The sequence below is a fragment of the Mesorhizobium sp. LNHC209A00 genome (assembly GCF_000502915.1).
Classification (GTDB): Bacteria; Pseudomonadota; Alphaproteobacteria; order Rhizobiales; family Rhizobiaceae; genus Mesorhizobium.
Window position 1 is genome coordinate 348,539 of record NZ_AYWT01000004.1, and the last position, 22,718, is coordinate 371,256.

The 22,718-nt window shown below is 64.0% G+C and carries 19 protein-coding genes and 2 pseudogenes; 9 read left to right on the forward strand and 12 right to left on the reverse strand.

The genetic code is table 11. The features are described from left to right. Window positions 1-2 precede the first annotated feature (2 nt). From eutA to X739_RS152565, 6 genes are all read right to left on the reverse strand, one after another. Window positions 3-782: an ectoine utilization protein EutA gene (gene eutA / locus X739_RS152590; protein WP_023771206.1), complete on the reverse strand. Its 780-nt coding sequence runs from the start codon at window positions 780-782 to the stop codon at window positions 3-5. Window positions 783-785: 3 nt separating this feature from the next. Further along, window positions 786-1,445, reverse strand: a complete 660-nt coding sequence (ehuD, locus tag X739_RS152585) for an ectoine/hydroxyectoine ABC transporter permease subunit EhuD (protein ID WP_015319077.1) — start codon at window positions 1,443-1,445, stop codon at window positions 786-788. Window positions 1,446-1,479: 34 nt separating this feature from the next. Continuing rightward, entirely contained in the window at window positions 1,480-2,139 is a 660-nt protein-coding gene (gene ehuC, locus X739_RS152580) for an ectoine/hydroxyectoine ABC transporter permease subunit EhuC (RefSeq protein WP_023794678.1), read from the reverse strand. Between the two features lie 202 nt (window positions 2,140-2,341). Further along, a complete protein-coding gene (ehuB, locus tag X739_RS152575; protein ID WP_023782340.1) occupies window positions 2,342-3,193 on the reverse strand; it encodes an ectoine/hydroxyectoine ABC transporter substrate-binding protein EhuB in 852 nt (283 codons plus the stop codon). A 91-nt stretch (window positions 3,194-3,284) separates the two neighbouring features. Further along, window positions 3,285-4,076 (reverse strand): ectoine/hydroxyectoine ABC transporter ATP-binding protein EhuA, encoded by a 792-nt coding sequence (ehuA, locus tag X739_RS152570; RefSeq protein ID WP_023782341.1) that lies wholly within the window; start codon window positions 4,074-4,076, stop codon window positions 3,285-3,287. 181 nt (window positions 4,077-4,257) lie between these two features. Next, window positions 4,258-5,643 carry a PLP-dependent aminotransferase family protein gene (locus X739_RS152565; RefSeq protein WP_023782342.1) on the reverse strand — a complete coding sequence of 462 codons (1,386 nt, stop codon included), beginning with the start codon at window positions 5,641-5,643 and terminating at the stop codon, window positions 4,258-4,260. Window positions 5,644-5,726: 83 nt separating this feature from the next. On the opposite strand from X739_RS152565, the gene X739_RS152560 reads away from it, so the two are divergent. From X739_RS152560 to hutH, 7 genes and pseudogenes are all read left to right on the forward strand, one after another. Further along, complete coding sequence (locus X739_RS152560; protein WP_023782343.1) at window positions 5,727-6,218, forward strand: Lrp/AsnC family transcriptional regulator; 492 nt, start codon at window positions 5,727-5,729, stop codon at window positions 6,216-6,218. 129 nt (window positions 6,219-6,347) lie between these two features. Beyond that, a complete protein-coding gene (locus X739_RS152555) occupies window positions 6,348-7,838 on the forward strand; it encodes an NAD-dependent succinate-semialdehyde dehydrogenase (RefSeq protein ID WP_023771211.1) in 1,491 nt (496 codons plus the stop codon). A gap of 34 nt (window positions 7,839-7,872) precedes the next feature. Then, window positions 7,873-9,252 (forward strand): aspartate aminotransferase family protein, encoded by a 1,380-nt coding sequence (locus tag X739_RS152550; protein WP_023794679.1) that lies wholly within the window; start codon window positions 7,873-7,875, stop codon window positions 9,250-9,252. Window positions 9,253-9,260: 8 nt separating this feature from the next. Further along, window positions 9,261-9,419 (forward strand): annotated as a pseudogene (locus X739_RS1000000170515) (Zn-dependent oxidoreductase); the annotation flags it as partial. Next, window positions 9,410-9,583 (forward strand): annotated as a pseudogene (locus tag X739_RS1000000170520) (aspartate aminotransferase family protein); the annotation flags it as partial. The pseudogenes X739_RS1000000170515 and X739_RS1000000170520, both read left to right, overlap by 10 nt. Before the next feature lie 9 nt (window positions 9,584-9,592). Next, window positions 9,593-10,687, forward strand: a complete 1,095-nt coding sequence (locus X739_RS152545) for an alcohol dehydrogenase family protein (RefSeq protein ID WP_023771213.1) — start codon at window positions 9,593-9,595, stop codon at window positions 10,685-10,687. Window positions 10,688-10,835: 148 nt separating this feature from the next. Continuing rightward, window positions 10,836-12,332: a histidine ammonia-lyase gene (gene hutH / locus X739_RS152540; RefSeq protein ID WP_023794681.1), complete on the forward strand. Its 1,497-nt coding sequence runs from the start codon at window positions 10,836-10,838 to the stop codon at window positions 12,330-12,332. A gap of 8 nt (window positions 12,333-12,340) precedes the next feature. Here the strand turns inward: hutH and X739_RS152535 are convergent, their stop codons facing one another. After that, the gene (locus tag X739_RS152535; protein ID WP_023794682.1) at window positions 12,341-13,783 is read right to left on the reverse strand and encodes a 2-hydroxyacid dehydrogenase; all 1,443 of its coding nucleotides are present in this window, start codon (window positions 13,781-13,783) and stop codon (window positions 12,341-12,343) included. Window positions 13,784-14,043: 260 nt separating this feature from the next. On the opposite strand from X739_RS152535, the gene X739_RS152530 reads away from it, so the two are divergent. Then, entirely contained in the window at window positions 14,044-15,897 is a 1,854-nt protein-coding gene (locus X739_RS152530) for an ABC transporter ATP-binding protein (RefSeq protein ID WP_023771216.1), read from the forward strand. Beyond that, entirely contained in the window at window positions 15,897-17,786 is a 1,890-nt protein-coding gene (locus X739_RS152525; protein ID WP_032924205.1) for an ABC transporter ATP-binding protein, read from the forward strand. Before X739_RS152530 ends, X739_RS152525 begins: the two co-directional genes overlap by 1 nt. A 215-nt stretch (window positions 17,787-18,001) precedes the next feature. Here X739_RS152525 and X739_RS152520 read toward each other — a convergent pair whose 3' ends face one another. From X739_RS152520 to X739_RS152500, 5 genes are all read right to left on the reverse strand, one after another. Further along, window positions 18,002-18,784: an ABC transporter ATP-binding protein gene (locus X739_RS152520; protein WP_023782346.1), complete on the reverse strand. Its 783-nt coding sequence runs from the start codon at window positions 18,782-18,784 to the stop codon at window positions 18,002-18,004. 10 nt (window positions 18,785-18,794) lie between these two features. Continuing rightward, a complete protein-coding gene (locus tag X739_RS152515; RefSeq protein ID WP_198019188.1) occupies window positions 18,795-19,562 on the reverse strand; it encodes an ABC transporter permease in 768 nt (255 codons plus the stop codon). A 124-nt stretch (window positions 19,563-19,686) separates the two neighbouring features. Further along, a complete protein-coding gene (locus tag X739_RS152510; RefSeq protein WP_023782347.1) occupies window positions 19,687-20,697 on the reverse strand; it encodes an ABC transporter substrate-binding protein in 1,011 nt (336 codons plus the stop codon). Window positions 20,698-20,942: 245 nt separating this feature from the next. Beyond that, a complete protein-coding gene (gene hutC, locus X739_RS152505) occupies window positions 20,943-21,674 on the reverse strand; it encodes a histidine utilization repressor (protein ID WP_023782348.1) in 732 nt (243 codons plus the stop codon). 1 nt (window position 21,675) lies between these two features. Then, window positions 21,676-22,704, reverse strand: coding sequence for an alcohol dehydrogenase catalytic domain-containing protein (locus tag X739_RS152500; RefSeq protein WP_023782349.1), 1,029 nt, complete (start codon window positions 22,702-22,704; stop codon window positions 21,676-21,678). Window positions 22,705-22,718: the final 14 nt, after the last annotated feature.

The following is a 22,718-nucleotide window of genomic DNA, read 5'->3' on the forward strand; positions in this document are numbered from 1 at the left end:
CGTCAACCGCGCGGCAAGGGCAGCGTCATCAGACGGCCGAATTCGGGATGGGCTGTCTCATCACCGGAAAGGCGCAGACAGTTCCAGGCGGTCGCCTGGTTGCTAGTTACCACCGGGCGGCCGATCGCCTGTTCCATGCCGGTGACCGCGAGCGCGCCGCGCAGCGCCGTGCACGACACGAACAGCGCGTCGGCTTGCGGATGCGTCGCCTGACGCGCGAGATCGACGAGGGCTGCCGGGGAAATGCGCGCCATCTCGCGGTCGTCCTCGAAGCCGAGACAGGTGAAGCTTAGGACTTCGAAGCCACGTTCGGCGAAATAGGTCGCCATCGGCCTGGAGGTTTCGACGGTATAGGGCGTGAGGATGCTGATCCGGCGCACGCCGAAGGCGTTCAGCCCGCGCATGCCAGCCATCGGAGGAGTGACAACGGGTATACCGGGTTTGGCGGCCTGGATCGCCGTCTCGATCTCGGCATCGCCAATCACCACCGAGGCCGACGTGCAGGAGTAGCAGATGGCGTCGAGCGGCTCGTCTGGCAGGATCAAGGCAGCGCCCGCCGTCAGCGCCGGCTGCATCTTGCGCAGGTTCTCAGGCGTCGTCGGGTTGGCGTAGGGAATGCGCGCGACATAGACGCCGATGCGTTCGCTCGCCACCATGCGGCGAAAATCCGGCTCGGTCGTGTGGTCGGTGGCCAGGATGATCAGCCCGACACGCCGCTCCAGCGGACGCTCATCGAGCGCTGGCCGGCCGGGCACAAGCTTGATCTCGGACAAGGGCTTCATCTTTTATCTTTCGATCTTGCCGTAGCGGCGTTCCAGCCAGCGCAGCAGCACGACCGAAATCAGGCTGATGGCGAGGAAGAAGGCGCCGACCAGCGTGATCGGCTCAAGGTAGCGATAGTAGGTGTTGGCGACGCTTTTCGCCTGGTTCATCAGTTCCAGCACTGTGATCGCCGAGAGCAGCGGCGTCTCCTTGAACATGGCGATGAAGTAGTTGGCCAGCGCCGGGATCATCGGCGGAATAGCCTGCGGGATGATGATGTGGGACCAGGTCTGCCGCGCGCTGAGGTTGCACGCCTTGGCGGCCTCCCACTGACCACGCGGCACATTGTCGATGCCGGCGCGGTAGACCTCCGCGGTGTAGGTGCCGTAGTGCAGGCCAAGTCCGATGACGCCAGCGACCAGGGGCGGCAATAGAATGCCGATGTCGGGCAAGACGTAGAAGATGAAATAGAGCTGCACCAGGAGCGGTGTGCCGCGGATGAATTCGGCCACCCAACCGACGGTGCGCGACAGCGCCTTGTTGGGCGAGCGGCGCGCCAGCGCGATGCCCAGACCGACGATCGCGGCCAGCACCGAGCCGAGCAGCGTCGCCAGGATGGTGATCTTCACCCCCTGGATCAGCGTCGGCAGGATCTGCCGGACAAAGTCCCAGTCCCAATCCATCAGCGGACCCAATTCATCAGGAATGCTCTGGCCATCAGACGCGCACTCCGTCGAGGCCGCGGGCCATGCGGCGTTCCAGCGAGCGGACACCCCATGAGATGAGCAGCGCCAGGATGAAATAGAGGATGAGAATGGTGGTGAACGGCACCATGGTGTTGCCGGTCTGGGCACGCACCACCTGCGCCTGGAACGTCAGGTCGGCGAGCGAGATCAGCGAGACCACCGATGTCGCCTTGAGCAGCTCGATGGCATTGTTGCCGAAGGTCGGCAGCATCACCAGAAACGCCTGCGGCAGGATGACGTGGCGCATGCCTTGCCAACGGCCGAGATTGAGCGCGATGCAGGCCTCATGCTGTTCGCGGCCGATCGACTGCACGGCGCCGCGCACCACCTCGGCTGCATAGGCGCCCACATTCAAGCCCAGCGCCAACACACCGGCCTGCAGTGGGGTCAGTTCGAAGCCCACCAGCGGCAACACGAAATAGGCGAAGAACAGCTGCACGAAGATCGAGGTGCCGCGGAAAAACTCGATATAGGCCGTGGCCAGGGCCCGTAGCACGAAGAAGCGCGACAGGCGCCCCATGCCGGCGAGAAAGGCCATGATCAGGGCGAGCACCGACCCCATCAGCGTCAGCTCGATGGTGACAAGCGCTCCCTGCAATAACAGGCCGAAATAGCCGGACCACTGGGTCATGGATTAGAAGTTTCCCTACATTGATCGCCAGGCGGACGAGGGGCGGAGCCAATTCTCGGCGCAGCCCCTCCTAGTGCCATGACGACAGCCCTTCGCTGTCGCTTCGGGCGTTCGTTATTCGAAAAAGCCAAGCAATTGGCTTTTCGTCCGCTGAGCGGACCACGCCTCACCCCCGTGAACGGGGAGAAGGAAAAGAGAGCCCCTATTTCGCAGCGCAGAGCTTGTCGCGCGTGGTCGACATAGCCGCCGCCGCCGAGAAGCCGTAGGGCTCGATGATCTTTGCGAACTCACCCGACTTCTTCATCTTGGCGAGTTCGACGTCGAAGGCGTCACGCAACGCCTCGTCGCCCTTCTTGAAGGCGGCGCCGTCACAATAGACCGGCGCGCCCTGCACCGGGGCGATGACTTCGAGGTTCGGATCGGCGGCCTTCTTCATCAGGTCGTTGATCGAAAGCACAGGCAGCGAATAGGCGTCGATGCGGCCGTCCTGCACCATCTTCAGGCCGCTCTGGCCGTCCGGCACGACGATGACGCGTTCGCGTGGCACGCCGGCATTGAGCGCAAGCTTCTCCTCGGTGCCGCCGCCCGGCGCGCCGATGGTGGCGGACGTGTCCTTGGCGACATCCTCGTAGCTCTTGAAGCCTTTCGGATTGCCCTTCTTCACCAGCATCGCCTCGGCGTCGCATAGAACCGGCTCGGAATAGGCAACCGCAGCGCAACGCTCCGGCTTCATGAACAGGCCCGCGGTGACGACGTCGAAGCGGCCGGCTTGCAGGCCGGGAATCATGGCGCCATATTCCGAGATCGAGGCAGCGACATCGGCGACGCCCAGTCGCTTGAATATCTCGCGCGCGACGTCGGGCGCGGCACCCGAAACCTTGCCGTCGGCGGCGACAGCCGTATAGGGCGGCTCATTGGCGATCGCCAAGCGTGCGAAGCCTTGCGACTTCAGCTGTTCGAGCTTGCTGTCGTCGGCCGAACCCGGGATCGAGGCGGCCAGAACCGCCGAAAGCGCGAGACCGGCAACGCCGGCCAGAGTGCCAAGTTTCTTCATTGTTCCCAACTCCTTGTTCTTGTCTTGGTTTGCGTGATCTTAGGACGGCTCAACCGCCCATGGGGACGGCATTGCCGCCTTTGGCATGCGGTCAGACACGGTGTCCGGCCGCGATGATCTTCTTCAGGAACCCTTGCGTGCGCTCCTGCTTGGGATTGCGGAAAATCTCGTCGGGTTTGCCTTCCTCGACTATTCTGCCGCGGTCGAAGAACAGCACCCGGTCGGCGAAGTCGTGGGCGAAACCCATCTCATGGGTGACCAGCAGCATGGTCATGTCGGTCTCGGCGCAGAGCCGCCACAAAACGTTGAGCACCTCCTCGACCAGTTCCGGGTCGAGCGCGGACGTCACCTCGTCGAACAGCATGATCTTCGGCTGCAAAGCGAGCGCACGGGCGATCGCCACGCGCTGCTTCTGACCGCCTGACAGTTGCGCCGGCATCGCCTTCGCCTTGTCGGCCATGCCGACCATCTCGAGCAGTTCCATCGCCCGCTTCTGCGCGGCGGCGCGCGGGGTGCCCTTGGTCAGCATCGGCGCCAGGGTCACATTGTCGATGACGCTCTTGTGCGGAAACAGGTTGAACAGCTGGAAGACCATGCCGGTCTTCTGGCGCATCCGCGCCAGATGGCGCTCGTCGGCCGGCAGCAGCTGACCGTTGCGCTCCATGTGGTAGAGTTGCTCGCCGTCGATCTGGATGTGACCGCCGTCGATGCGCTCCAGCGTCATCAGGATGCGCAGGATCGTCGTCTTGCCCGAGCCGGAGGGGCCGATCAGCGCCAGCTTCTCACGCGGCATGACCTGCATCGACAGGCCGTCCAAAACCTTGAAGCTGCCAAAGCTCTTCGAGATGCTGTCGACTTTGATGATGGGCGCGGTTGCGGACAAATGAATTTCCCCGTGCTGGAGAAGCCTGGTGCCCCTAACGATGCGGAACGCGTCAAATCATGTCAATTGAGAAAATAATATCATGACAATTATTCTGATTGCGCACATTTCCGGTCAGTCACAGCCCGCTTTTTAGACATGCCTTTGTCTTAGGATGCCTTGGTGTAGTTGAGCGGCATGCTCAGATTGCAAGCAGCAGATGCTCCGGATCGCCAAGCAAGAGCTTGGTGACAACGCCGAGACCTGCGCGCAGTTCCCCCTCGGTGGTCGAACCCAGCGAGATGCGCACCGCCGGATGCCAGGGCGTGTCCGAAATACGGAAGGAGGTGCCCGGTGCAATGGCCACGCCTTGCAGCCGGGCCTGGGCGACAAAGCTTTCCTCGGAACGGTCGGCCGGCAGTTGCAGCCAGATATGCAACCCGTCGCGACGGGCACGGTAGTCGACGCCGGCCAGCACCTCGCCAGCGATGTCCTGCCGCCGCCGCAACGCCGCGCGCTGCCACCGCACCAGCTCCATCGCGGTGCCGTCGGTCACCCATTTGGTGGCGATCTCGGCCACCAGCGGTGTCGCCATCCAGTTCGAGACGAGATGCCGGTTGGCGACGGCGGCAACGTAGCGATCGGGCGCGGCGAGATAGCCGATGCGCAAGCCGGGCACGGTGATCTTGGTGAAGGAGGTGACGTAAAGCGTCCGTTCGGGCGCGAAAGCGGCGACCGGCGGCGGCCGATCCTCGACCAACGGACCCAGCACGTCGTTCTCGATGATGGCGATGTCGTGCTTGCGCGCCACCGCCGCGATCTGCTCGCGGCGCACCGCATCCATGAGCGTTGCCGTGGGATTTATGACGGAAGGCTGCACGAAGACGGCGCGGATGTCGGACTGCCGGCAGGCTTCGTCCAGCGCCTCCGGGATCAGGCCATTGCCGTCGATCGGCAGGCCTTGAAGGTTGAAACCGAGATAGCGCGCCAGCGGCACCAGCGTGTGATGGCCGATCGCCTCGGTGGCAACGGTGGAGCCGGGCGGCGCCACGCTCATCAGCGCCACCGTCATGCCGGCGGTGGCGCCATTGGTGAGGCTGATGTTCTGCGCGGAGGCGTCCAGCCCGCACAGCTTCAGCCATTCGACAGCCACGGCACGGTGGCGCGGGAACACCATGTTTGGCCGGAACGACAGTGCCGAACTCGACGGCAGGTTTTCGGCGAGCCAGCCCAGCGCCTGCTTCATCCGTTCCAGGTGCATCGGCTCGCAGACCGGCTTCAGGATCGACAGGTCGATGACTTCGCCCAGGCGCTCCGGCAGATAAGGCGGCTCCGGTTCGCGGCGCTGCGTCTGCACAAAGCTGCCGCGGCCGATCTCGCCCGAAATCAAGCCGCGCCGGATCAGTTCCTCATAGGCACGGCTTACCGTCTGCACTGAAAGCTTGAGGTCGTCGGCCAAGCGGCGATGGGTTGGCAGCCGCGCGCCGTTGGCGAGGCGGCCGTCGTGGATAGCGCGCGCGAACTGGTCGGCCAACGATTGATAGGCAGGCCGCCGGATGAGCGCGGGATCGGGTTGCCACAATGTCATGACTTATTAGAGATCGAAATCAGTGCAATTGACAATCGAAATAATGGGTAATCATGGTAGTCTGTACTAAAAAGTGGATACCGATGACTGCCGCGAAACTCGACGCGATCGACCTCAAAATCCTCGACGCGATTCAGCGTGATGGACGCATCACCAAGTTGGCGTTGGCCGAGCAGGTCGGGCTGTCGCCAACGCCGTGCTGGATGCGGCTGCGCAAGCTGGAAAAGGCCGGGATTGTCTCGGGCTATCATGCCCGGATCGCCATGCGCGTTGTGGCGCCAGTCGCCACCGTGCTGATGGAGGTGACGCTGGCCAGTCACCGCCAGGCCGATTTCGACCGATTCGAGCGCGCCGTCCGCGATGTTCCCGAAATCGTCGCCTGCTGGTCGGTGGGCGGCGGCGTCGACTATGTGCTGAAGGTGATGGCGCGCGACATCGACGCCTATCAGCGGCTGGTCGACGGCTTGCTCGATCGCGAGATCGGCATCGACCGCTACTTCACCTACATCGTCATCAAGACGGTGAAGGATGATATCGCGCTGCCGATAGCGGACCTGCTGCCGGCGTCGACGTAGGCCGGAGAGATCGACTACCCCCTCGTCGCAATAGAGAGACTCTCTCTACGGCCAAGCGTCCAAACAGCCTCTTTGTCTGCCGGTAATAGGTAGTCTCCCCGCATCAAACCGAACCGGGAGGCTTCGACCATGTCCGCGCATTTCGCCCGCTCGCATCGCCACGAAGCGCTCGACCGGCTGGCCGACCGCCGGCTGCTGCGCGAGCTTGCCTATGTCGACGGCCATTGGACGGCAAGCGAGGCAGCCGAGAGTTTCGAGGTCACCGATCCGGCGACCGGCACCACGGTGGCCTTCGTCGCAGCGCTCGATGCCGGCCAGACGGCAAAAGCCATCGACGCCGCGACGCGCGCCTTTCCGGGCTGGCGGGCGCTGCTGCCGCAGGAGCGCTCGAAAATCCTGCGAAAATGGTTCGAGCTGATCATCGCAGCAAAAAACGACCTCGCTCTGCTGATGACGCTCGAGCAGGGCAAGCCGCTCAAGGAGTCGCTCGGCGAAATCGACTATGCCGCCTCTTTCGTGGAGTGGTATGCCGAGGAAGCAAAACGCCTGAACGCTGAGAACGTCACCAGCCATCTGCCGAACGCGGAAATGATGGTGCGGCGCGAACCAATCGGCGTCGTCGGCGTGGTCACGCCGTGGAATTTTCCTTCGGCGATGCTGACCCGCAAGGCAGCCGCCGCGCTTGCCGCCGGCTGCACCATCGTTGCGCATCCGTCTTCTGAGACGCCACTTTCGGCGCTGGCGCTGGCCGAACTCGGCGAACGCGCCGGACTGCCGGCAGGCGTTTTCAACATCGTCACCGGCAAGGCCGCGACGATCGTTGGACGCATTTGCGAAGATGCGCGCGTGCGCGCCCTGAGTTTTACCGGCTCGACCGAGATCGGCCGGCTGATCGCCGCCCAAAGTGCGCCGACGATGAAGCGGCTGGTGATGGAGCTTGGTGGTCACGCGCCGCTGATCGTCTTTGCCGATGCAGATCTCGACAAAGCGGTGACCATCGCCATCGACGCCAAATTCGCCACATCAGGCCAGGACTGCCTTGCGGCCAACCGCATTTATGTCCAGCGTCCGCTCTATGACCGCTTCTGCGCCGCTTTCGCCAAGCGCATCGAGGCGCTGCGGGCCGGCAATGGCCTCGATGACGTCGACATCGGGCCGCTGATGCATGAGCGCGCCGTCAAGAAGGTCGAGGAACAGGTCGCCGACGCCGTGGCCCTCGGCGCGCGTTGCCTCGCCGGCGGCAAGCGCCATCAGGCCGGACCGCTCTTCTACCAGCCGACGCTGCTGGCCGATGTCGCCGAGGACGCGCTGATCATGCGCGAAGAGACCTTTGGTCCGGTCGCCGCCGTCACGCCTTTCGACAGCGAGGACGAAGTCATCGCACGCGCCAATGCGACCGAATATGGCCTGGTCGCCTATCTGGTGACCGAGAACGGCGCGCGCCAGCAGCGCATGGGCCGCGCGCTCGACTACGGCATGGTCGCCATCAACCGTGTGAAGATCACCGGCGCGCCGATCCCGTTCGGTGGCGTCAAGCAGTCCGGCATCGGCCGCGAAGGTTCGCGCCACGGGCTGGAAGCTTTCACCGACCTCAAATACCTCTGCCTCGATGTGGCGTAGGCTCGCACCCGGATCTCTTTCAAGGAGTTAAAAAATGCTCGACCAATCCAACGAACTCGCCGCATGGGATCGCGACCATTTCTTTCATCCCTCAACGCATATGGGCACCCACGCACGCGGAGAATCGCCGACGCGGATCATGGCCGGCGGTGAAGGCGTCACCGTCTGGGACAACAATGGCAGGAAGAGCATCGATGCGTTCGCCGGCCTCTATTGCGTCAATGTCGGCTATGGCCGCCAGAAGATATCAGATGCCATCGCGACCCAGGCGAAGAACCTCGCCTATTACCACGCCTATGTCGGGCACGGCACCGAGGCCTCGATCACGCTCGCCAAGATGATCATCGACCGCGCGCCGAAGGGCATGTCGAGGGTCTATTTCGGCCTCTCCGGTTCGGATGCCAACGAAACCAACATCAAGCTGATCTGGTACTATAACAATGTGCTGGGGCGGCCGGAGAAGAAGAAGATCATCTCGCGCTGGCGCGGCTATCACGGCTCGGGTGTGATGACGGGCTCGCTGACCGGGCTGGACCTGTTTCACAATGCCTTCGACCTGCCGCGCGCACCGATCCTGCACACCGAGGCGCCCTACTATTTCCGCCGCGCCGACCGCTCGATGAGCGAGGAGCAGTTCTCGCGGCATTGCGCCGACAAGCTCGAGGAGATGATCCTCGCCGAAGGACCTGAAACCGTGGCCGCCTTCATCGGCGAGCCGATTCTCGGCACCGGCGGCATCGTGCCGCCCCCCGCAGGCTACTGGGAAAAGATCCAGGCGGTGCTGAAGAAGTACGACGTGCTCCTGGTCGCCGACGAGGTGGTGACCGGCTTCGGCCGACTGGGCACCATGTTCGGCTCCGACCATTATGGCATCAAGCCCGACCTGATCACCATCGCCAAGGGCCTGACCTCGGCCTATGCGCCGCTGTCGGGCGTCATCGTCGCCGACAAGATGTGGCAGGTGCTGGTGCAAGGCTCCGACAAGCTCGGGTCGCTCGGCCATGGCTGGACCTATTCGGCGCATCCGATCTGCGTTGCCGGCGGCGTCGCCAATCTTGAACTGATCGATGAGATGGACCTGGTGCGGAATGCCGGCGAGACCGGCGCTTATTTCCGTGCCGAACTGGCCAAGGCCGTTGGAGGTCACAAACATGTCGGCGAGGTGCGTGGCGACGGCATGCTGGCGGCGGTGGAATTCGTCAAAGACCGCGACGACCGCGTCTTCTTCGATGCTTCGCTGAAGATCGGACCGCAAATTGCCACGGCCCTTGCCGCGAGCGGCGTCATCGGCCGCGCCATGCCGCAGGGCGACATTCTAGGCTTCGCGCCGCCGCTCTGCCTGACCCGCGAAGAAGCCGACATCATCGTTTCGAAGACCGCCGACGCGGTCAAGAGCGTGTTTGCCAATCTCTGAGATCGACCATGAATGCCATGACCAAAACCCTTCCTGCCACCATGGCCGCCGTGCTGCTTACCGGGCACGGCGGTCCGGAAAAACTCGTCTACCGCAGCGATGTCAAAGTGCCCTCGCCTGCTCCTGGTGAGGTGCTGGTGAAAGTCAGCGCCTGCNGAAGATCGGACCGCAAATTGCCACGGCCCTTGCCGCGAGCGGCGTCATCGGCCGCGCCATGCCGCAGGGCGACATCCTCGGCTTTGCGCCGCCGCTGTGCCTGACCCGCGACGAAGCCGACATCGTGGTGGCCAAGACCGCCGATGCCGTGAACAGCGTATTTGCCAATCTCTGAGACCGACCCATGAATGCCATGACCAAAACCCTCCCCGCCACCATGGCCGCCGTGCTGCTCACCGGGCACGGCGGACCGGAAAAGCTCGTCTACCGAACCGACGTGAAAGTGCCTGCGCCCGCGCCAGGTGAAGTGCTGGTGAAAGTCACCGCTTGCGGCATGAATAATACCGATGTCTGGGTGCGCCAGGGCGCCTATGGCACGGAAGAGGACGCGGCCGCCGTTTCGACATGGCGCCGCCAGGGCAACACGCTGACCTTCCCGCGCATCCAGGGCACCGACACTGTCGGCACCATCGTTGCCGTCGGCGAAGGCGTTTCGCCCGATCGAATCGGCGAACGGGTGATGGTCGATTTCTCCATCTACAACCGCGACGACGATTCACTGGCCGACATCGACTATATGGGCCATGGCCGCGACGGTGGTTATGCCGAGTATCAGACCGTGCCGGCCGACAACGCCCATGTTGTCGACACCATTTTGAGCGACGTCGAACTCGCCACCTTCTGCTGCGCCTATCTCACCGGCGAACAGATGCTGGAGCGGGCCAACCTCAAGGCGGGCGAGCGCGTGCTGGTCACCGGCGCGTCGGGCGGCGTCGGCTCCGGCATCGTGCAACTGGCGCGGGCGCGCGGAGCCATTCCTTTTGCTGTCGTGGGCAAAGGCAAGGAAAAGGCGGTGCGCGACATCGGCGCAGAGGCGGTCATCACCCGTGGTGTCGCTGACCTGCCGCAAGCCGTGACCGAGGCGACCGGCGGCCAGCCGATCGATGTGGTCGCCGACCTCGTTGGCGGCGCCATCTTCAACGATCTGCTGCGCATCCTGAGGCCCGAGGGCCGCTACACCACGGCCGGCGCGATCGCAGGTCCGGTCGTCCAGCTCGATCTCAGGACCATGTATCTGAAACAGTTGCAGCTGCACGGCTCGAGCCAGGGCACGCGCGCCGATTTCCGCCGTATCGTTCGCTACATCGAAGAGGGCAAGATCCGGCCGCTTGTCGGCGGCGTCTACAAACTCTCCGATTTCCACCGCGCGCAAGCCGATTTCATCGCCAAGGATTTCGTCGGCAAGCTGGTGGTGGTGCCCGACGCCCTCGCGAGGTGACCTGTCGAAACCTGCATTTCACCTGAAGCTCCCCTCGCCGCTGCTGTCACAACCGCAATGGCTTGCGGACCAGCCGGTAAGCCGCCACAAACGGTGACGCCCGCCGCGCCGTCGGCCCGGGCAGACGGTCACGGGATACAGGCGAGACATGACAGCCCGAATGATACTCCTCGACGCCAAGCCGCTTGGCGTCGAGGATGTCGCCGAGATCGCGCGGCGCAATGCGCGGCTGATCTTGGGCGAGCAGGCGATACGCCGGATCCGGACGAGCCGCGCGCTCATCGAGCAGCTGACGCAACTCGGCAAGCCGATGTACGGCGTCACCACAGGCCTTGGCGCCTGTGTCGACACCCCGCTCGCGCAGGCCGATCTGATCGCCTTCCAGCACAGCGTGCCGCTCAGCCACAGCATGGGCGTCGGCCCGGCCCTTGCGACCGAGGCGGTCCGCGCGCTGATGGCCGCGCGCATTTCGGGCATGGCCGCCGGCGGCACCGGTACTTCCGAACGCGTGGTGATAGGCCTTGTGGCGGCACTCAACGCCGGCGTTCATCCGGTGATCCCGACCTGGGGATCGATCGGAGCTGCGGACCTCGCCCATCTCGGCCACATGGCGCGAGCGCTGCGCGGCGACGGCGAGACGGAGTTCCAGGGCAGGATCATGCCGTCGGCCGAGGCGCTCGCGCTGGCCGGGCTCGAACCGCTCGACCTGCGCGAGAAGGACGGCCATGCCATCATCGTCGCCAACAGCCTGTCGACCGGCACGGCGTGCCTCTGCCTGGAGGATGTCGCCCACCTCATCGACTGGTCGCTGGCCGCGGTGGCGCTCAACCACGAAGCGTTCCGCTCGTCGCTCACCGCCATCGATGAAGCTGCGCTGTCGGCGCGACCAGCGTTCGGCCAGCGGGAGATCGGGGCACGGCTGCGGGCGGAACTCGCAGGAAGCGGGCTGTGGAAGGAGAACGCCGCGCGGCGGCTTCAGGATCCGCTCAGCTATCGCTGCGTGCCGCAGGCATGGGGCGGCCTGTTGCATGCGTTCGAACAGGCAAAGCTGGCAACGGAGATCGAACTGACCCATTCCGGCGACAACCCGGTGATCCTACCTGAGGACGGACGCGTCGTCTCGAACGGCAATTTCGACCTCACCGCGATGACGCTAGCCTGGGAGCAACTCGGCCAGGCGCTTGCGCATTGCGCCGTGGGCACGGCCAATCGCTGCATGAAGCTGATGTCGCCGACCGTGGCGGAACTGCCGCGCTTCCTGTCGGCCAGGGGCGGCAGCCGCCAGGGCTACGCCGAATTACAGAAACCGCTTGCCGCGCTGGAAGCCGAGATCCGGCATCTGGCCAATCCGATTTCGCTCAGCCCGCTTGCCGTATCGGATGGGATCGAGGATCAGTCGTCGATGGCACCACGGGTGGTGGCCAAGACAGCCGAGATTGTCGAACGCCTGCGCTATCTCGTGGCGATGGAGCTGATCTTCGCGGCGACGGGCGTGGAGTTGCGCGGCGTCGTCGCCAGCATGGGCGAAGGACCACGGCGCACCTATGCCGCCGTGCGTGCGCTCGTCAGCCCGCTCGACGACGACCGCGAGATGAGCGCGGACATGACGCGGGTCGCCCGGATGGTGGCGGGTCCCCGAGACTGAGTTCCGGCTTATCGCTGGAAAGGTCCTCTGAGGTTGAGGTTCTCGGCCAGAAGACAGAAGCGGTCGATCAACCGGACAAGGTCTTCGCCCTGCTCGGCGACAACGGCGCCTCGCTCGGCAGGCGAGGTATCGGAGAGAGCCTTCCACAACCGGCCTTGGCGATCGCAGAGATCCGCCAGCTCGGAACATTGGCTAGCGGTCAGTTTCACAAGCTGGCCGGAGGTCACCGGTCCAATGCCTGGAGGCGTGGTTGCTCCAAGGGAAAGATAGGCCGGCGGCACGCTGCCTTTTGCGTTCGTCACCGACTTTCGGCTGATGACATCGAAGATCTGGTCGACGGCCTGCTTGGCGCCGGCGACGCGCGAGGGATGATCCGTATCGGCTGCCGCATGCGGGAGGAGCTCAAGCCTGGCCCCATGCTTCTCGACGAGGCCGAGATAGGGCAGCATCGGCCCGGAAAGGCGTCCGGTCGCGGCATCCTTGAACAGGTCGGCATCGATGGCGGCATGACGCACCCTGCCCGAGGACAAGGCTTCGCCGAGGGCCGCAACGTCGACAAGCTCGCCGCGATCGTAGTTGATCAGCACCGCGCCTCTGTTCATGCGCGACAGGACATCCGCGCCGATGAGCCCGGCATTGGCGTAGCGGCCGGTCTGTGCATCCTGCTTACCCAGGCCGACATGAACACTCAACACATCGGCACCATCAGCCGCATCGACGAGGTCCGCCACATAGACAAAGCCTTCGGCCTCAATCCAGTCCCGATGCCGGGGCCGTGCGTGGATCACCACGCGCATACCGAAGGCCCGGGCCAGTTTGGCGACCTCGCGGCCGATATTGCCGTAGCCGACGATCGCGATCGTCTTGCCTTCGAGCTTTTCGGTCGGGAAATCGCGCAGCTCCCTGCCGGTGTCGAAGGCGCCGCGCGCCACCCGGTTGTGAAGCAAGTCCACCGGGAGATCCGGCAGCACTTTCAGGATCGCCTTCATCACCATCTGCGCCGTGGCGCGGCTGTTGATGCCGGGCGTATTCATCAGCACGGCCGTACCGCCCTCGCCGCTGCCGCCGCCCCAGGAATGCGAGCCCATATTGCCGGTACCGGCGCCGATGCGCACGCCGGCGAGCGGAAAGACGGTTTCGGCGGGCAGGAAGGTCGCGGCGGCGATGACGGCATCATAGCGTCCATCGCCGGCGACTTCGATCAGCTCTTCGCGGGTACTGAGGTCCGGCTGATAGAAGAAATGCACGCGGCCACGCTCAAGCCCTGCTTTGTCGCCAAGCACAGCCCCATGAAAGCGGCCGCCCTTGGCTTCGATATGCGCACGCACCTCCGAAGGGTCGGGCTTTCCGTCGGCATCGAAACGCAGCCCGATCAGATCGCAGACCAGCACGGCGTAGGCGCGTTGGGGATCGACCGGTTCAACGGCGCGGGTGTCGGTATTTGCGATCACGTCGGTTTCCCTCATGCGAGAACGGAGTCCTGCTGGTCCGGCAGGCTTTGAACAATCAGAACCTATCCGCCCGGAACGGCGCGAGATCGATCACCGGCGGCAGACCAGCGGCGAGTTGCGACACGATCTCGCCGTTCAGGTACAGTGCGATGCCGCCATTGGCCCTTGAACGGGCAGGTCGGACGCGCGTAAAATCGCGCTATCTGATTGAGTCTGCTACATTCGTTCGGGCTAATGCCCGGATTGGTCTGGGTATTTCCTTGCACACGGATGCGACCAGCGCGGCCAGGCGCGGCAAATCATTTGCCCATGTGGCGGAAGCCTCCTGGGGCAAGGGCCTCAGCACCTTGCTGCGCATCGTGCGCATGACGCTGCGCCATCCCTGGCAGGTTGCCATCACCCTCATCTCGACCTTTATCGCGGCGACGCTGCAGCTCTTCATTCCGCGTCTCCTGGGGCGCGCCATAGACCAGGCGCAAGGAGTGATGGCGGCCGGTGCCGGCACCGCGGCCGAGCAGGCGCTGTGGAATACGGCGCTGACGCTGTTGGTCGTCAGCATCCTGCGCGGCCTCTTCACCATGGCGCAGAATTACTATGGCGAGGCCGTCGGCCACCGGACAGGCTATGAGCTGCGGCTCGCTTTCTACGAGAAGATCCAGCGGCTGAGCTTTTCCTTCCACGACAAGGTCCATACCGGCGATCTCATCACCCTCGGGCTGCTCGACCTCGACGGCGTGCGCATGTTCTTTTCGACCGGTATCCTGCGCGTGGTGCTGCTTGGCGTGCTGATCGGTGTCGGCGCCTATCTGTTGATCAGCACCGATCTCGTGCTCGGGTTGTTGAGCCTCAGCTTCGTGCCGTTTGTTGCCTGGCGCTCATCGGTGACGCAGCTCCGACTGCGCAGCACCTGGCTGACGCTGCAGGAGCGGCTGTCGGTGCTGAGCCGAGTGATGGACGAGAATCTCGGCGGCATCCGTGTCGTGCGCGCCTTCGCGGCTCAAAGGCATGAACTGGCAAAATTCGACCGTGCCAAACGGGACGCACTGGACCTCGCCAATGAGCGCGTCGAGATCCGCGTCTCGAACACCAGCGCCATGAATTTTTCCTTCCTTGCCGCCATGGGCCTGGTGCTCTGGTTCGGCGGCCAGAAGGTGATCGCGGGTCAGATCAGCGTCGGCACGCTGGCCCAGTTCCTCACCTTCATGACGATATTGCAGATGCCGGTGCGCCAGCTCGGCCTGATGGTCAACTCCTTCGCGCGCGCCTCGACCTGCGGCACGCGGCTGTTCGAACTGCTCGACGCGGAGCTCGACATCGAGGACGCGCCCGACGCAAGGGAGCTCGTCATCACCGAGGGCGTGCTGCGCTTCGACAATGTCGGTTTCCGCTATGAGGGCGCGGGCGAGCGTCCGACGCTTTCCGGCGTTTCCTTCGAAGCCAGGCCCGGCGAAACCGTCGGCATCGTCGGGCCGCCAGGCAGCGGCAAATCGACCATCGCGCATCTGATCCCGCGCTTCTACGACGTGACCTCGGGCGCGATCACCATCGACGGACAAGACATCCGCAAGGTCACGCTGCAATCGCTGCGCAAGGCGGTCGGCGTTGTGCAGCAGGATGCGTTCCTGTTTACCACCTCGATCGAGAACAACATCGCCTACGGCAATCCCTGGGCGCGCGAGACCCGCATCGGCCAGGCCGCCGAATATGCCCAGCTGCACAATTACATCATCGGGCTTCCGGCCGGCTACACCACGGTCGTAGGCGAACGCGGCGCCTCGCTTTCCGGCGGCCAGCGGCAGCGCCTGACCATCGCGCGCAGCCTGATGCTAAGACCATCGGTGCTGGTCTTCGACGATTCCACGGCCGCGGTCGACGCCGGCACCGAGCAGCGGATCCGGGTGGCGATGAAGCGCTTCGCCAGGGATCGCGTGACGCTCATCATTTCGCATCGGCTGAGTTCGCTGATGCATGCCGACCAGATCCTGTTCGTCGAGGGCGGCCGGATCGCGGAACGCGGCACGCATGAGCAATTGCTGGCGCTCGACGGTCGTTACCGCGCGCTTTACGACCTGCAGTTGCGGCCGGACGACGATCGGCTCGAAGGAGCCGCCTGATGTCGACACAGGACGACGAGAAGGAAGACACAAGCCGACGCCCGACCAAGGCCGTCGTCGGCTCGCACCGCGATGAAGAAGAGGTCTTCGGCAAGGCCTACGATCCGCGCATCGTCAGGCGCATCTGGAGCTTCGTCAGACCATATGGGGGCCGGATCTTCATCTCGGTCGCGGCGGTGCTGGTGTTCACGCTGACGCAGTTGGCGATTCCGCTGGTCATCCGCTACGCCATCGATCACGGCATGGCGCCAGGCAGGCTCGACCGTTCAGTGATGATCACCGCGATCGCCGTTTTTGCCGCGATCATCCTCATCAACTATGCCGCCAGCCATGTCCAGGAGAGCGTCGTCGGCAAGGTGGCGGAGAACGTGCTGTCCGACCTGCGCCGCGCCATGTTCAGCCACCTGCAGCGGGTCTCTCTGGGCTTCATGGACAAGACCGAGGTCGGCCGGCTGATGTCGCGCCTGCAGGGCGACGTCAATTCGATGCAGGAATTCCTCGAGACGTCCGTGATGTCGGTTGGCGACATCGTGCTTCTTTTCGGCATCGTCACCGTCCTGTTGTGGCTCGACTTCCGGCTCGGGCTGCTGACGCTGTCGACCATGCCGGCGCTGTTCATCGTGCGCCTGTTCTGGCTGCCGCGCGCCAAGGTCGCCTTCATGGCCGCGCACGAGACCAACTCCATCGCCAACGGGGCGCTGGCCGAAGGCATCCACGGCGTGCGTACGGTGCAGAGCCTGGAGCGCCAGCACGTCAATTTCGATCTCTATGACGAGAAGGTGCTGGCCAATCTCAACGCCCATCTGCGGTCGGCGCGATACGCGCAGGTGATGGTGCCGATCGTAGACACACTGACCGGCATCGCCATGGCGACCGTGATCGTCGTCGGCGGGTCGATGGTGCTGTCGCACAGTCTCGACATCGGCGTGATGGTGGCGTTCCTGTTCTACATCCAGCGCTTCTTCGACCCGATCCGCTCGCTCACCATGCAATACAGCGTCATGCAGCGCGCCATGGCGTCGGGCCAGCGCATCTCAGAAGTGCTCGACGTGCCCGTGGATGTCAGCGACAAGGAAGATGCGGTGGCGCTGTCGCGCGACATGGACGGTTCGGTCGAGTTCCGGAATGTCACCTTCGGCTACCGGCCTAACCAGCCGGTGCTGAAGAACATCTCCTTCCGCGTCAGTCCAGGCGAGACGGTCGCGCTTGTCGGACCGACCGGATCAGGCAAGTCGAGTTCGATGGCGCTGGTGCACCGCTTCTACGATGTCTGGTCGGGTGAGGTCCTGGTCGGCGGCCATGACGTGCGCGACCTGACGCAGGATTCGCTCGGCGATCAGGTTGCCATGGTGCTGCAGGAGCCGTTCCTGTTCTCCGGCACGGTGCTGGAGAACATCCGCTATCACAAGACCGGCGCCAGCCGCGAAGAGGTGGTGCGCGCCGCACAGGCCGTTGGCGCGCATGACTTCATCGAGCAACTGCCTGACGGCTACGACACCGAACTCGAGCAGCGCGGCGGCAATCTCTCGCTCGGCCAGCGCCAACTGATCAGCTTCGCACGGGCGCTGGTGGCCGACGCCAAGATCCTGGTGCTCGACGAAGCCACCGCCAGCATCGATTCCTACACCGAGATGCTGATCCAGAAGGCATTGATCAAGCTGCTCGAAGGGCGCACAGGGTTGGTCATCGCGCACCGGCTGGCGACCATACGGGGCGCCGACCGCATCATCGTGCTGCAGAATGGCGAGATCGTCGAAAGCGGCAACCATGAACAGTTGATGAAGAGAAAAGGTCTCTACGCCCGCCTCTACAACATGAACTACGCTTCCTTCGACGACATTTCCGGGGAGGAAATGGGAACGGACGCTTCGGTCGGCAAAGCGACGTGAGCCGGTGCCGGGTGCGAGGCGACGGATTGCCTGATGCCTCCGACAAGACCTATTTGCGAGATCCCATGACGTGGCCGCCAACGAGTTCCGGCGTCAGGACGTGGCTTTGCCGCTATCAGGCCCAGCAGCATCGCGGCGATCAACACGCCGAGCGACCCGCTGCGCTGTTGCAGCACGCCGCCAAGGCTGGCGCGGGGCCGACGAAGGTGCTGGCGTCACGCCATTTCGGGACGTCTCGACGCCTCGCGGATCGCCTTGTGCACGCCGCGTTGCAAATCCATGAAGGCCGGGGCCTCCATGACCTCTTCCCGGCGCGGGCGTTCGATATCGACGTTGAAGGTCTGCATGATGCGTCCCGGGCCGATCCCCATGACGACGATGCGGTCCGACAGATAAACGGCCTCCTCCACGTCATGCGTGACGAACAGCACCGTGAGCCGGTGCTCCTCCCAGATCTGGGTCAGCAGTTCCTGCATCTGGTGTCGGGTCAACGCATCGAGCGCGCCGAAGGGCTCGTCCATCAGCAGCATTTTGGGGCGATAGGAGAGAGCGCGGGCGATAGCGACGCGCTGCTTCATGCCGCCCGACAGTTCGGACGGGAAGCGATCGGCGCTTTGCGTGAGCTTGACGAGGTCGAGATGCTCGAGCGCGATCTCGCGGCAGGCGGCGCGATCATAGCCGGCGGCCTTCAGGGCAAACTCGATATTCTGCCGCGCCGTCAGCCAGGGGAGCAACGTATAGGACTGGAAGACAACACCACGGTCGAGGCCCGGCTGCAGGATCGGCGCGCCATCGATGCTGAGATCGCCGGCGTCGAAATCCTGCAGTCCCGCGACGATCGACAGCAGCGTGCTCTTGCCGCAGCCCGACGTGCCGACGAGGGAGACGAACTCGTTGTCGGCGAGGTCGAGATTGATGTCCCGCAGCACTTGCGTGCGCCGCTCTCCGGTGCCGAAGCTCTTGTCGAGACCGGCGATGCGCAATTTGGGAACAGTCACCGGCGGTTCCTCATTGCGGGTGGCCTTCCTGTCGGAACAGCACCTTCTCCAGGGCCTTCATGGCCTGGTCGGTGATGAGGCCGAGCACGCCAAGCAGCAGGATGTAACCGATGATGGTGTTTGTCTGGAAATAGCGCTGCGACACGGTAATGCGATAGCCAAGGCCGGATGTCGCCGCGACGAGTTCGGCCAGCACCAGCCAGGTCCATGCCCAGCCGAGGCTGATGCGCAGCGTGTCCCAGATGCCCGGCAAGGCGCTGGGAACGACGATGCGCGTCAGGATCTTGCGGTCCGGCAGACCGAGCGTGCGCCCAAGGCCGATGAAGTCGGTGGGAACCCGTTTCACATTGTCCATGATCATCAGCACCTGCTGGAAAAAAGTGCCGATGAAGATGATCAGGAATTTCTGGGTATCGCCGGTACCAGCCCACAGGATGGAGAGCGGCACGAAGGCGACAACCGGCATGTAGCGGATGAAATCCACCAGCGGCTCGATGGCCGCCTCCCAGGAGCGGAAACTGCCGATCAGCACGCCGATCGGTATGGACAGTGCCGAGGCGAGGAGGAAGCCGATGGAAATGCGGTACATCGAGGCCCTGAGGTCGAGCCACAAGGTGCCGTCGGCGGCGAGCTTGGCGATCTGGGTCGCAACGCTGCCCGGCGACGGCAGGAAGATGGGTTTCACCCATCCCAGCCCGGTCGCCGCCCACCAGGCGAGGCCAAGGCCGACAAAGACGGCCACCGCTATCGCCAGGAAACGCGACCGGGCGATGGGCACGCCGATCCCGGAGGACCGGCGTCGCCTTGCCTGTTTTGCGGCGGGCGCTCGTGCCGGGCGGGCCAAGCCGGTTTTCGCGGGAGGCTCTCCGGACATCCGCGTTACCACCGCGATCCGGATCTCGTCACCGCGCCGCCTTGACGAAGGACGGATCGATCATCTGCTCCGGCGTCACATCGGCCTGCAGAAGCTTGGCGTTCTTGGCGGCCGCTTCGACATCGGCGAATGTCTTGGTGGTAAACTCCCCGGTGAGCGCCGTCTTGTTTTCGGCGAGCGAATAGTAGCGCACCCCGTCGAAAGCGGTGTTGAGGTCCTTGACGTCGGAACCGACCGCCTTGGCGATGATGGCGCGGCCGCCGGGGGTGTCGGCGTTATAGTCCTTGAGCGCGGCGTCCCAGCTCTTGATCATGGCCAGCACCTGGCCGGGTCGCGATTTAATCACCTCGTCGCGCACCACCAGCACGTCGCTGATCAGGCCGGGATCCTCGCCGGCGGTGAACAGCAGCTTGACGTCCTTGTTCTGCGCCATGGCGACAGTGAGGTACGGCTCGTAGGTGACCGCGACCGGCACCTGGCCCGCGATCAGGGCGCCGCCGGCGTCGGCGGCCGGCATCGGAACCGGCTGGATATCGGCGACCGACATGCCGTTCCTGGCCAGCGCGTATTTGAGCAGGATGTCGCTCGTCGTGCCTTCCTCGAAAGCGACCTGCTTGCCCTTGAGATCGGCGATGGAGGTGACATCCTTGCCAGCGACGATGGCGTCGGCGGTCATGGAGACATCGAGCAGCAGCACGATCTTCACCGGCAGACCGGCCGCAACCATGCCCATCGCCGTGTGGGTGGCGATGTTGGCTGCGTCGAGCTGGCCGCTTGCGAGCGCCGCGTTGATATCCTTGTCCTCGGCAAAATTGACGATCTGGACGTCCGACAGACCGTTTGTCTTGAACAGTCCCTTGGCCTCGGCCACGTGCCATTGGCCATATCCAAGCCACGGCTCGATGCCTATCTTGAACGATCCAGCTTCAGGTGTCGTCGGGATGGCAGCATCGGCTGCGTGGGCCACCGGGGCGGTGGCGAGCCCGATCGCGGCGGCCATCACGAGCGCGCGAAATTGTCCTGCTAGGTTAAGCGTCATCTTTCGTTCCCCTTGATGATCAGACCGCTTTTTACCCAGGCATCCGGTCTGGTGAGACTGCGGGGTTCTGCTCTTGCGGCACTGTGCCTCGGCGTCTTGCCCGCCACTTCATGGTTGAAGCGCTAACATATTTCAGCGGCAGCGGCAGCGGATGTCAAGGCTGAAATACATACATGCATATACAAGTTGGAGGAACTCAAATTTCAGGTTGATCCAGCTCGGCGGCTTGCATTGGCTCGTCGCCTTCAGCTCGCTTTGGAAGGCGAGTAGCGGCTGCCGAGCGAGTAGCGGCTGCCGGCATAGGTCAGCTTGCTGATCGTGGCCACGACTGCCCCCGTCCATGTCCTGCGATGCAGGAGAAGGCAGCAACTGCCGACATCGATGCCGAGATGCTGTGCCGTCTCCTTGTCAGCCGGGATCGCGGAGATGATATGCTCGACCTCGGTCACCGGCGTCTTCTGCATCAGGTAGTCATAGGTCGCCGTCTTGGTGAAGTCCTGCTTGTCGTAGTCGGGGATCAGGTCCGGATTGACGAAACGCTCTTCCAGTTGCACCGGCAAGTCGTTCTCGAAATTGACAACGACGGAGTGATAGATCGAAACCCGCTTCGCAAACTCGAACGACAGTGCCAGTTCCTTGGTCGGCATCATCGCTTCGAGAACGAGAACTTCGGAACGATGGCTGTTGCCGCGCTCGACGATCTCCGCCGCGATATTGTTGATCTCGATCAGCGTCGACTGCGGCCGGGGCGGCGCGATGAATGTTCCCACACCTTGCAGCCGGATCAGGAATCCCGCCGAGGTCAGCTCCCGCAGGGCCCGGTGAACCGTCATCCGCGACACGCCCAGTGAGGCCACCAGCTCATGCTCGGACGGCAGCTTGCGGTCCTTGCCCCACCGGCCCGTCCCGATGTTGGTCAGGATGTAGTCCTTCACCTTCTCGTAGAGGGGGCTTGCCGTGTCGGGCAAATCGATCATTTCAAAAACCCTTTCCGGCAGGTTGCCGCATGCGGATGATTGTTTTCAAGCCATCGCTGCTTCCCGCCAACAACCGCTCATAGGCGGCTGGAATGTCGTCCAGACCGATCTCGCAATCCACAAGGGCCAGCAGCGGTTCACTCAGTTCACCCAGCATCCGCACAGCGTCGGGCAATTCGTCCGCGAAAGCATGGCAGCCGAGCAACGCGATCTCGCGTTCGACAAGAACATTGGGGTCGATGTCGAGGCGGCCATGGAAGATGCCGACCATCGCTATCGCGCCACCAGGATCGAGAACGCCGAGTAGCTGGCCGAACGCCGCGACGCTGCCGGTCGCCTCGACGGCCGCCAGCAGCGGGACGCTGGCGGTAGCGGCTGCAACGGCATCGCGGTCGAGACCGACAATCGTGGCGCCCGTCACCCGCGCCACGCGGGCGCAGCGCGCCTGGTTGCGGTCGGCGACAAGCACCGTGCCGGCGAAGGTTCGCGAAAGCAACAGCGCGGCAAGACCGCCGATCGGCCCGCAGCCGACGACCAGAACCGAACCTGCCGTCTTCGGCAGACGCCGCACCGCGTGCAGCGCGACGGCAAGCGGCTCGGCCATCGCCGCGACACGCTCGTCAAGGCTGGCGTCGATTACATGCAGCAGACGTGCGGGCAATACCGCCTGTTCGGCAAAACCCCCGTCGCAGATTTCACCAACGAAGCCCAGCGTGACGCAGAGATGCCGCTTGCCGGCACGGCATTGCGCGCAGTCTCCGCACCAGAAACGGGAATCGGCGACGACCCTGTCGCCGACGGCGATGGTATCGACCCCCTCGCCCAGGGCGATCACCGTGCCGGTCAATTCATGGCCGGCCGTCGAGGGCGACCGGCTTATCCATTGACCGGTGCGGAAATTGTGCAGGTCCGAACCGCAGATGCCGGCGGCATCGACCCTGAGCTTTACCCAGCCTGCATCGGGTATGCCTGGCGCGGCGATGTCCTCGACGCGCAGATCGCCCTGTCCATAAAGTCGTGCCGCCTTCATCGCGATCGTCTCCG

Coding starts and splice junctions, on each gene's coding strand:
- X739_RS152500 (WP_023782349.1), bottom strand. CDS start 22,704: ATGAAGGCGGCACGACTTTATGGACAGGGCGATCTGCGCGTCGAGGAC.
- eutA (WP_023771206.1), bottom strand. CDS start 782: ATGAAGCCCTTGTCCGAGATCAAGCTTGTGCCCGGCCGGCCAGCGCTC.
- X739_RS152525 (WP_032924205.1), top strand. CDS start 15,897: ATGTCGACACAGGACGACGAGAAGGAAGACACAAGCCGACGCCCGACC.
- hutC (WP_023782348.1), bottom strand. CDS start 21,674: ATGATCGATTTGCCCGACACGGCAAGCCCCCTCTACGAGAAGGTGAAG.
- X739_RS152560 (WP_023782343.1), top strand. CDS start 5,727: ATGACTGCCGCGAAACTCGACGCGATCGACCTCAAAATCCTCGACGCG.
- X739_RS152545 (WP_023771213.1), top strand. CDS start 9,593: ATGAATGCCATGACCAAAACCCTCCCCGCCACCATGGCCGCCGTGCTG.
- X739_RS152555 (WP_023771211.1), top strand. CDS start 6,348: ATGTCCGCGCATTTCGCCCGCTCGCATCGCCACGAAGCGCTCGACCGG.
- X739_RS152565 (WP_023782342.1), bottom strand. CDS start 5,643: ATGACATTGTGGCAACCCGATCCCGCGCTCATCCGGCGGCCTGCCTAT.
- hutH (WP_023794681.1), top strand. CDS start 10,836: ATGACAGCCCGAATGATACTCCTCGACGCCAAGCCGCTTGGCGTCGAG.
- X739_RS152550 (WP_023794679.1), top strand. CDS start 7,873: ATGCTCGACCAATCCAACGAACTCGCCGCATGGGATCGCGACCATTTC.
- ehuB (WP_023782340.1), bottom strand. CDS start 3,193: ATGAAGAAACTTGGCACTCTGGCCGGCGTTGCCGGTCTCGCGCTTTCG.
- ehuD (WP_015319077.1), bottom strand. CDS start 1,445: ATGGATTGGGACTGGGACTTTGTCCGGCAGATCCTGCCGACGCTGATC.
- X739_RS152510 (WP_023782347.1), bottom strand. CDS start 20,697: ATGACGCTTAACCTAGCAGGACAATTTCGCGCGCTCGTGATGGCCGCC.
- ehuC (WP_023794678.1), bottom strand. CDS start 2,139: ATGACCCAGTGGTCCGGCTATTTCGGCCTGTTATTGCAGGGAGCGCTT.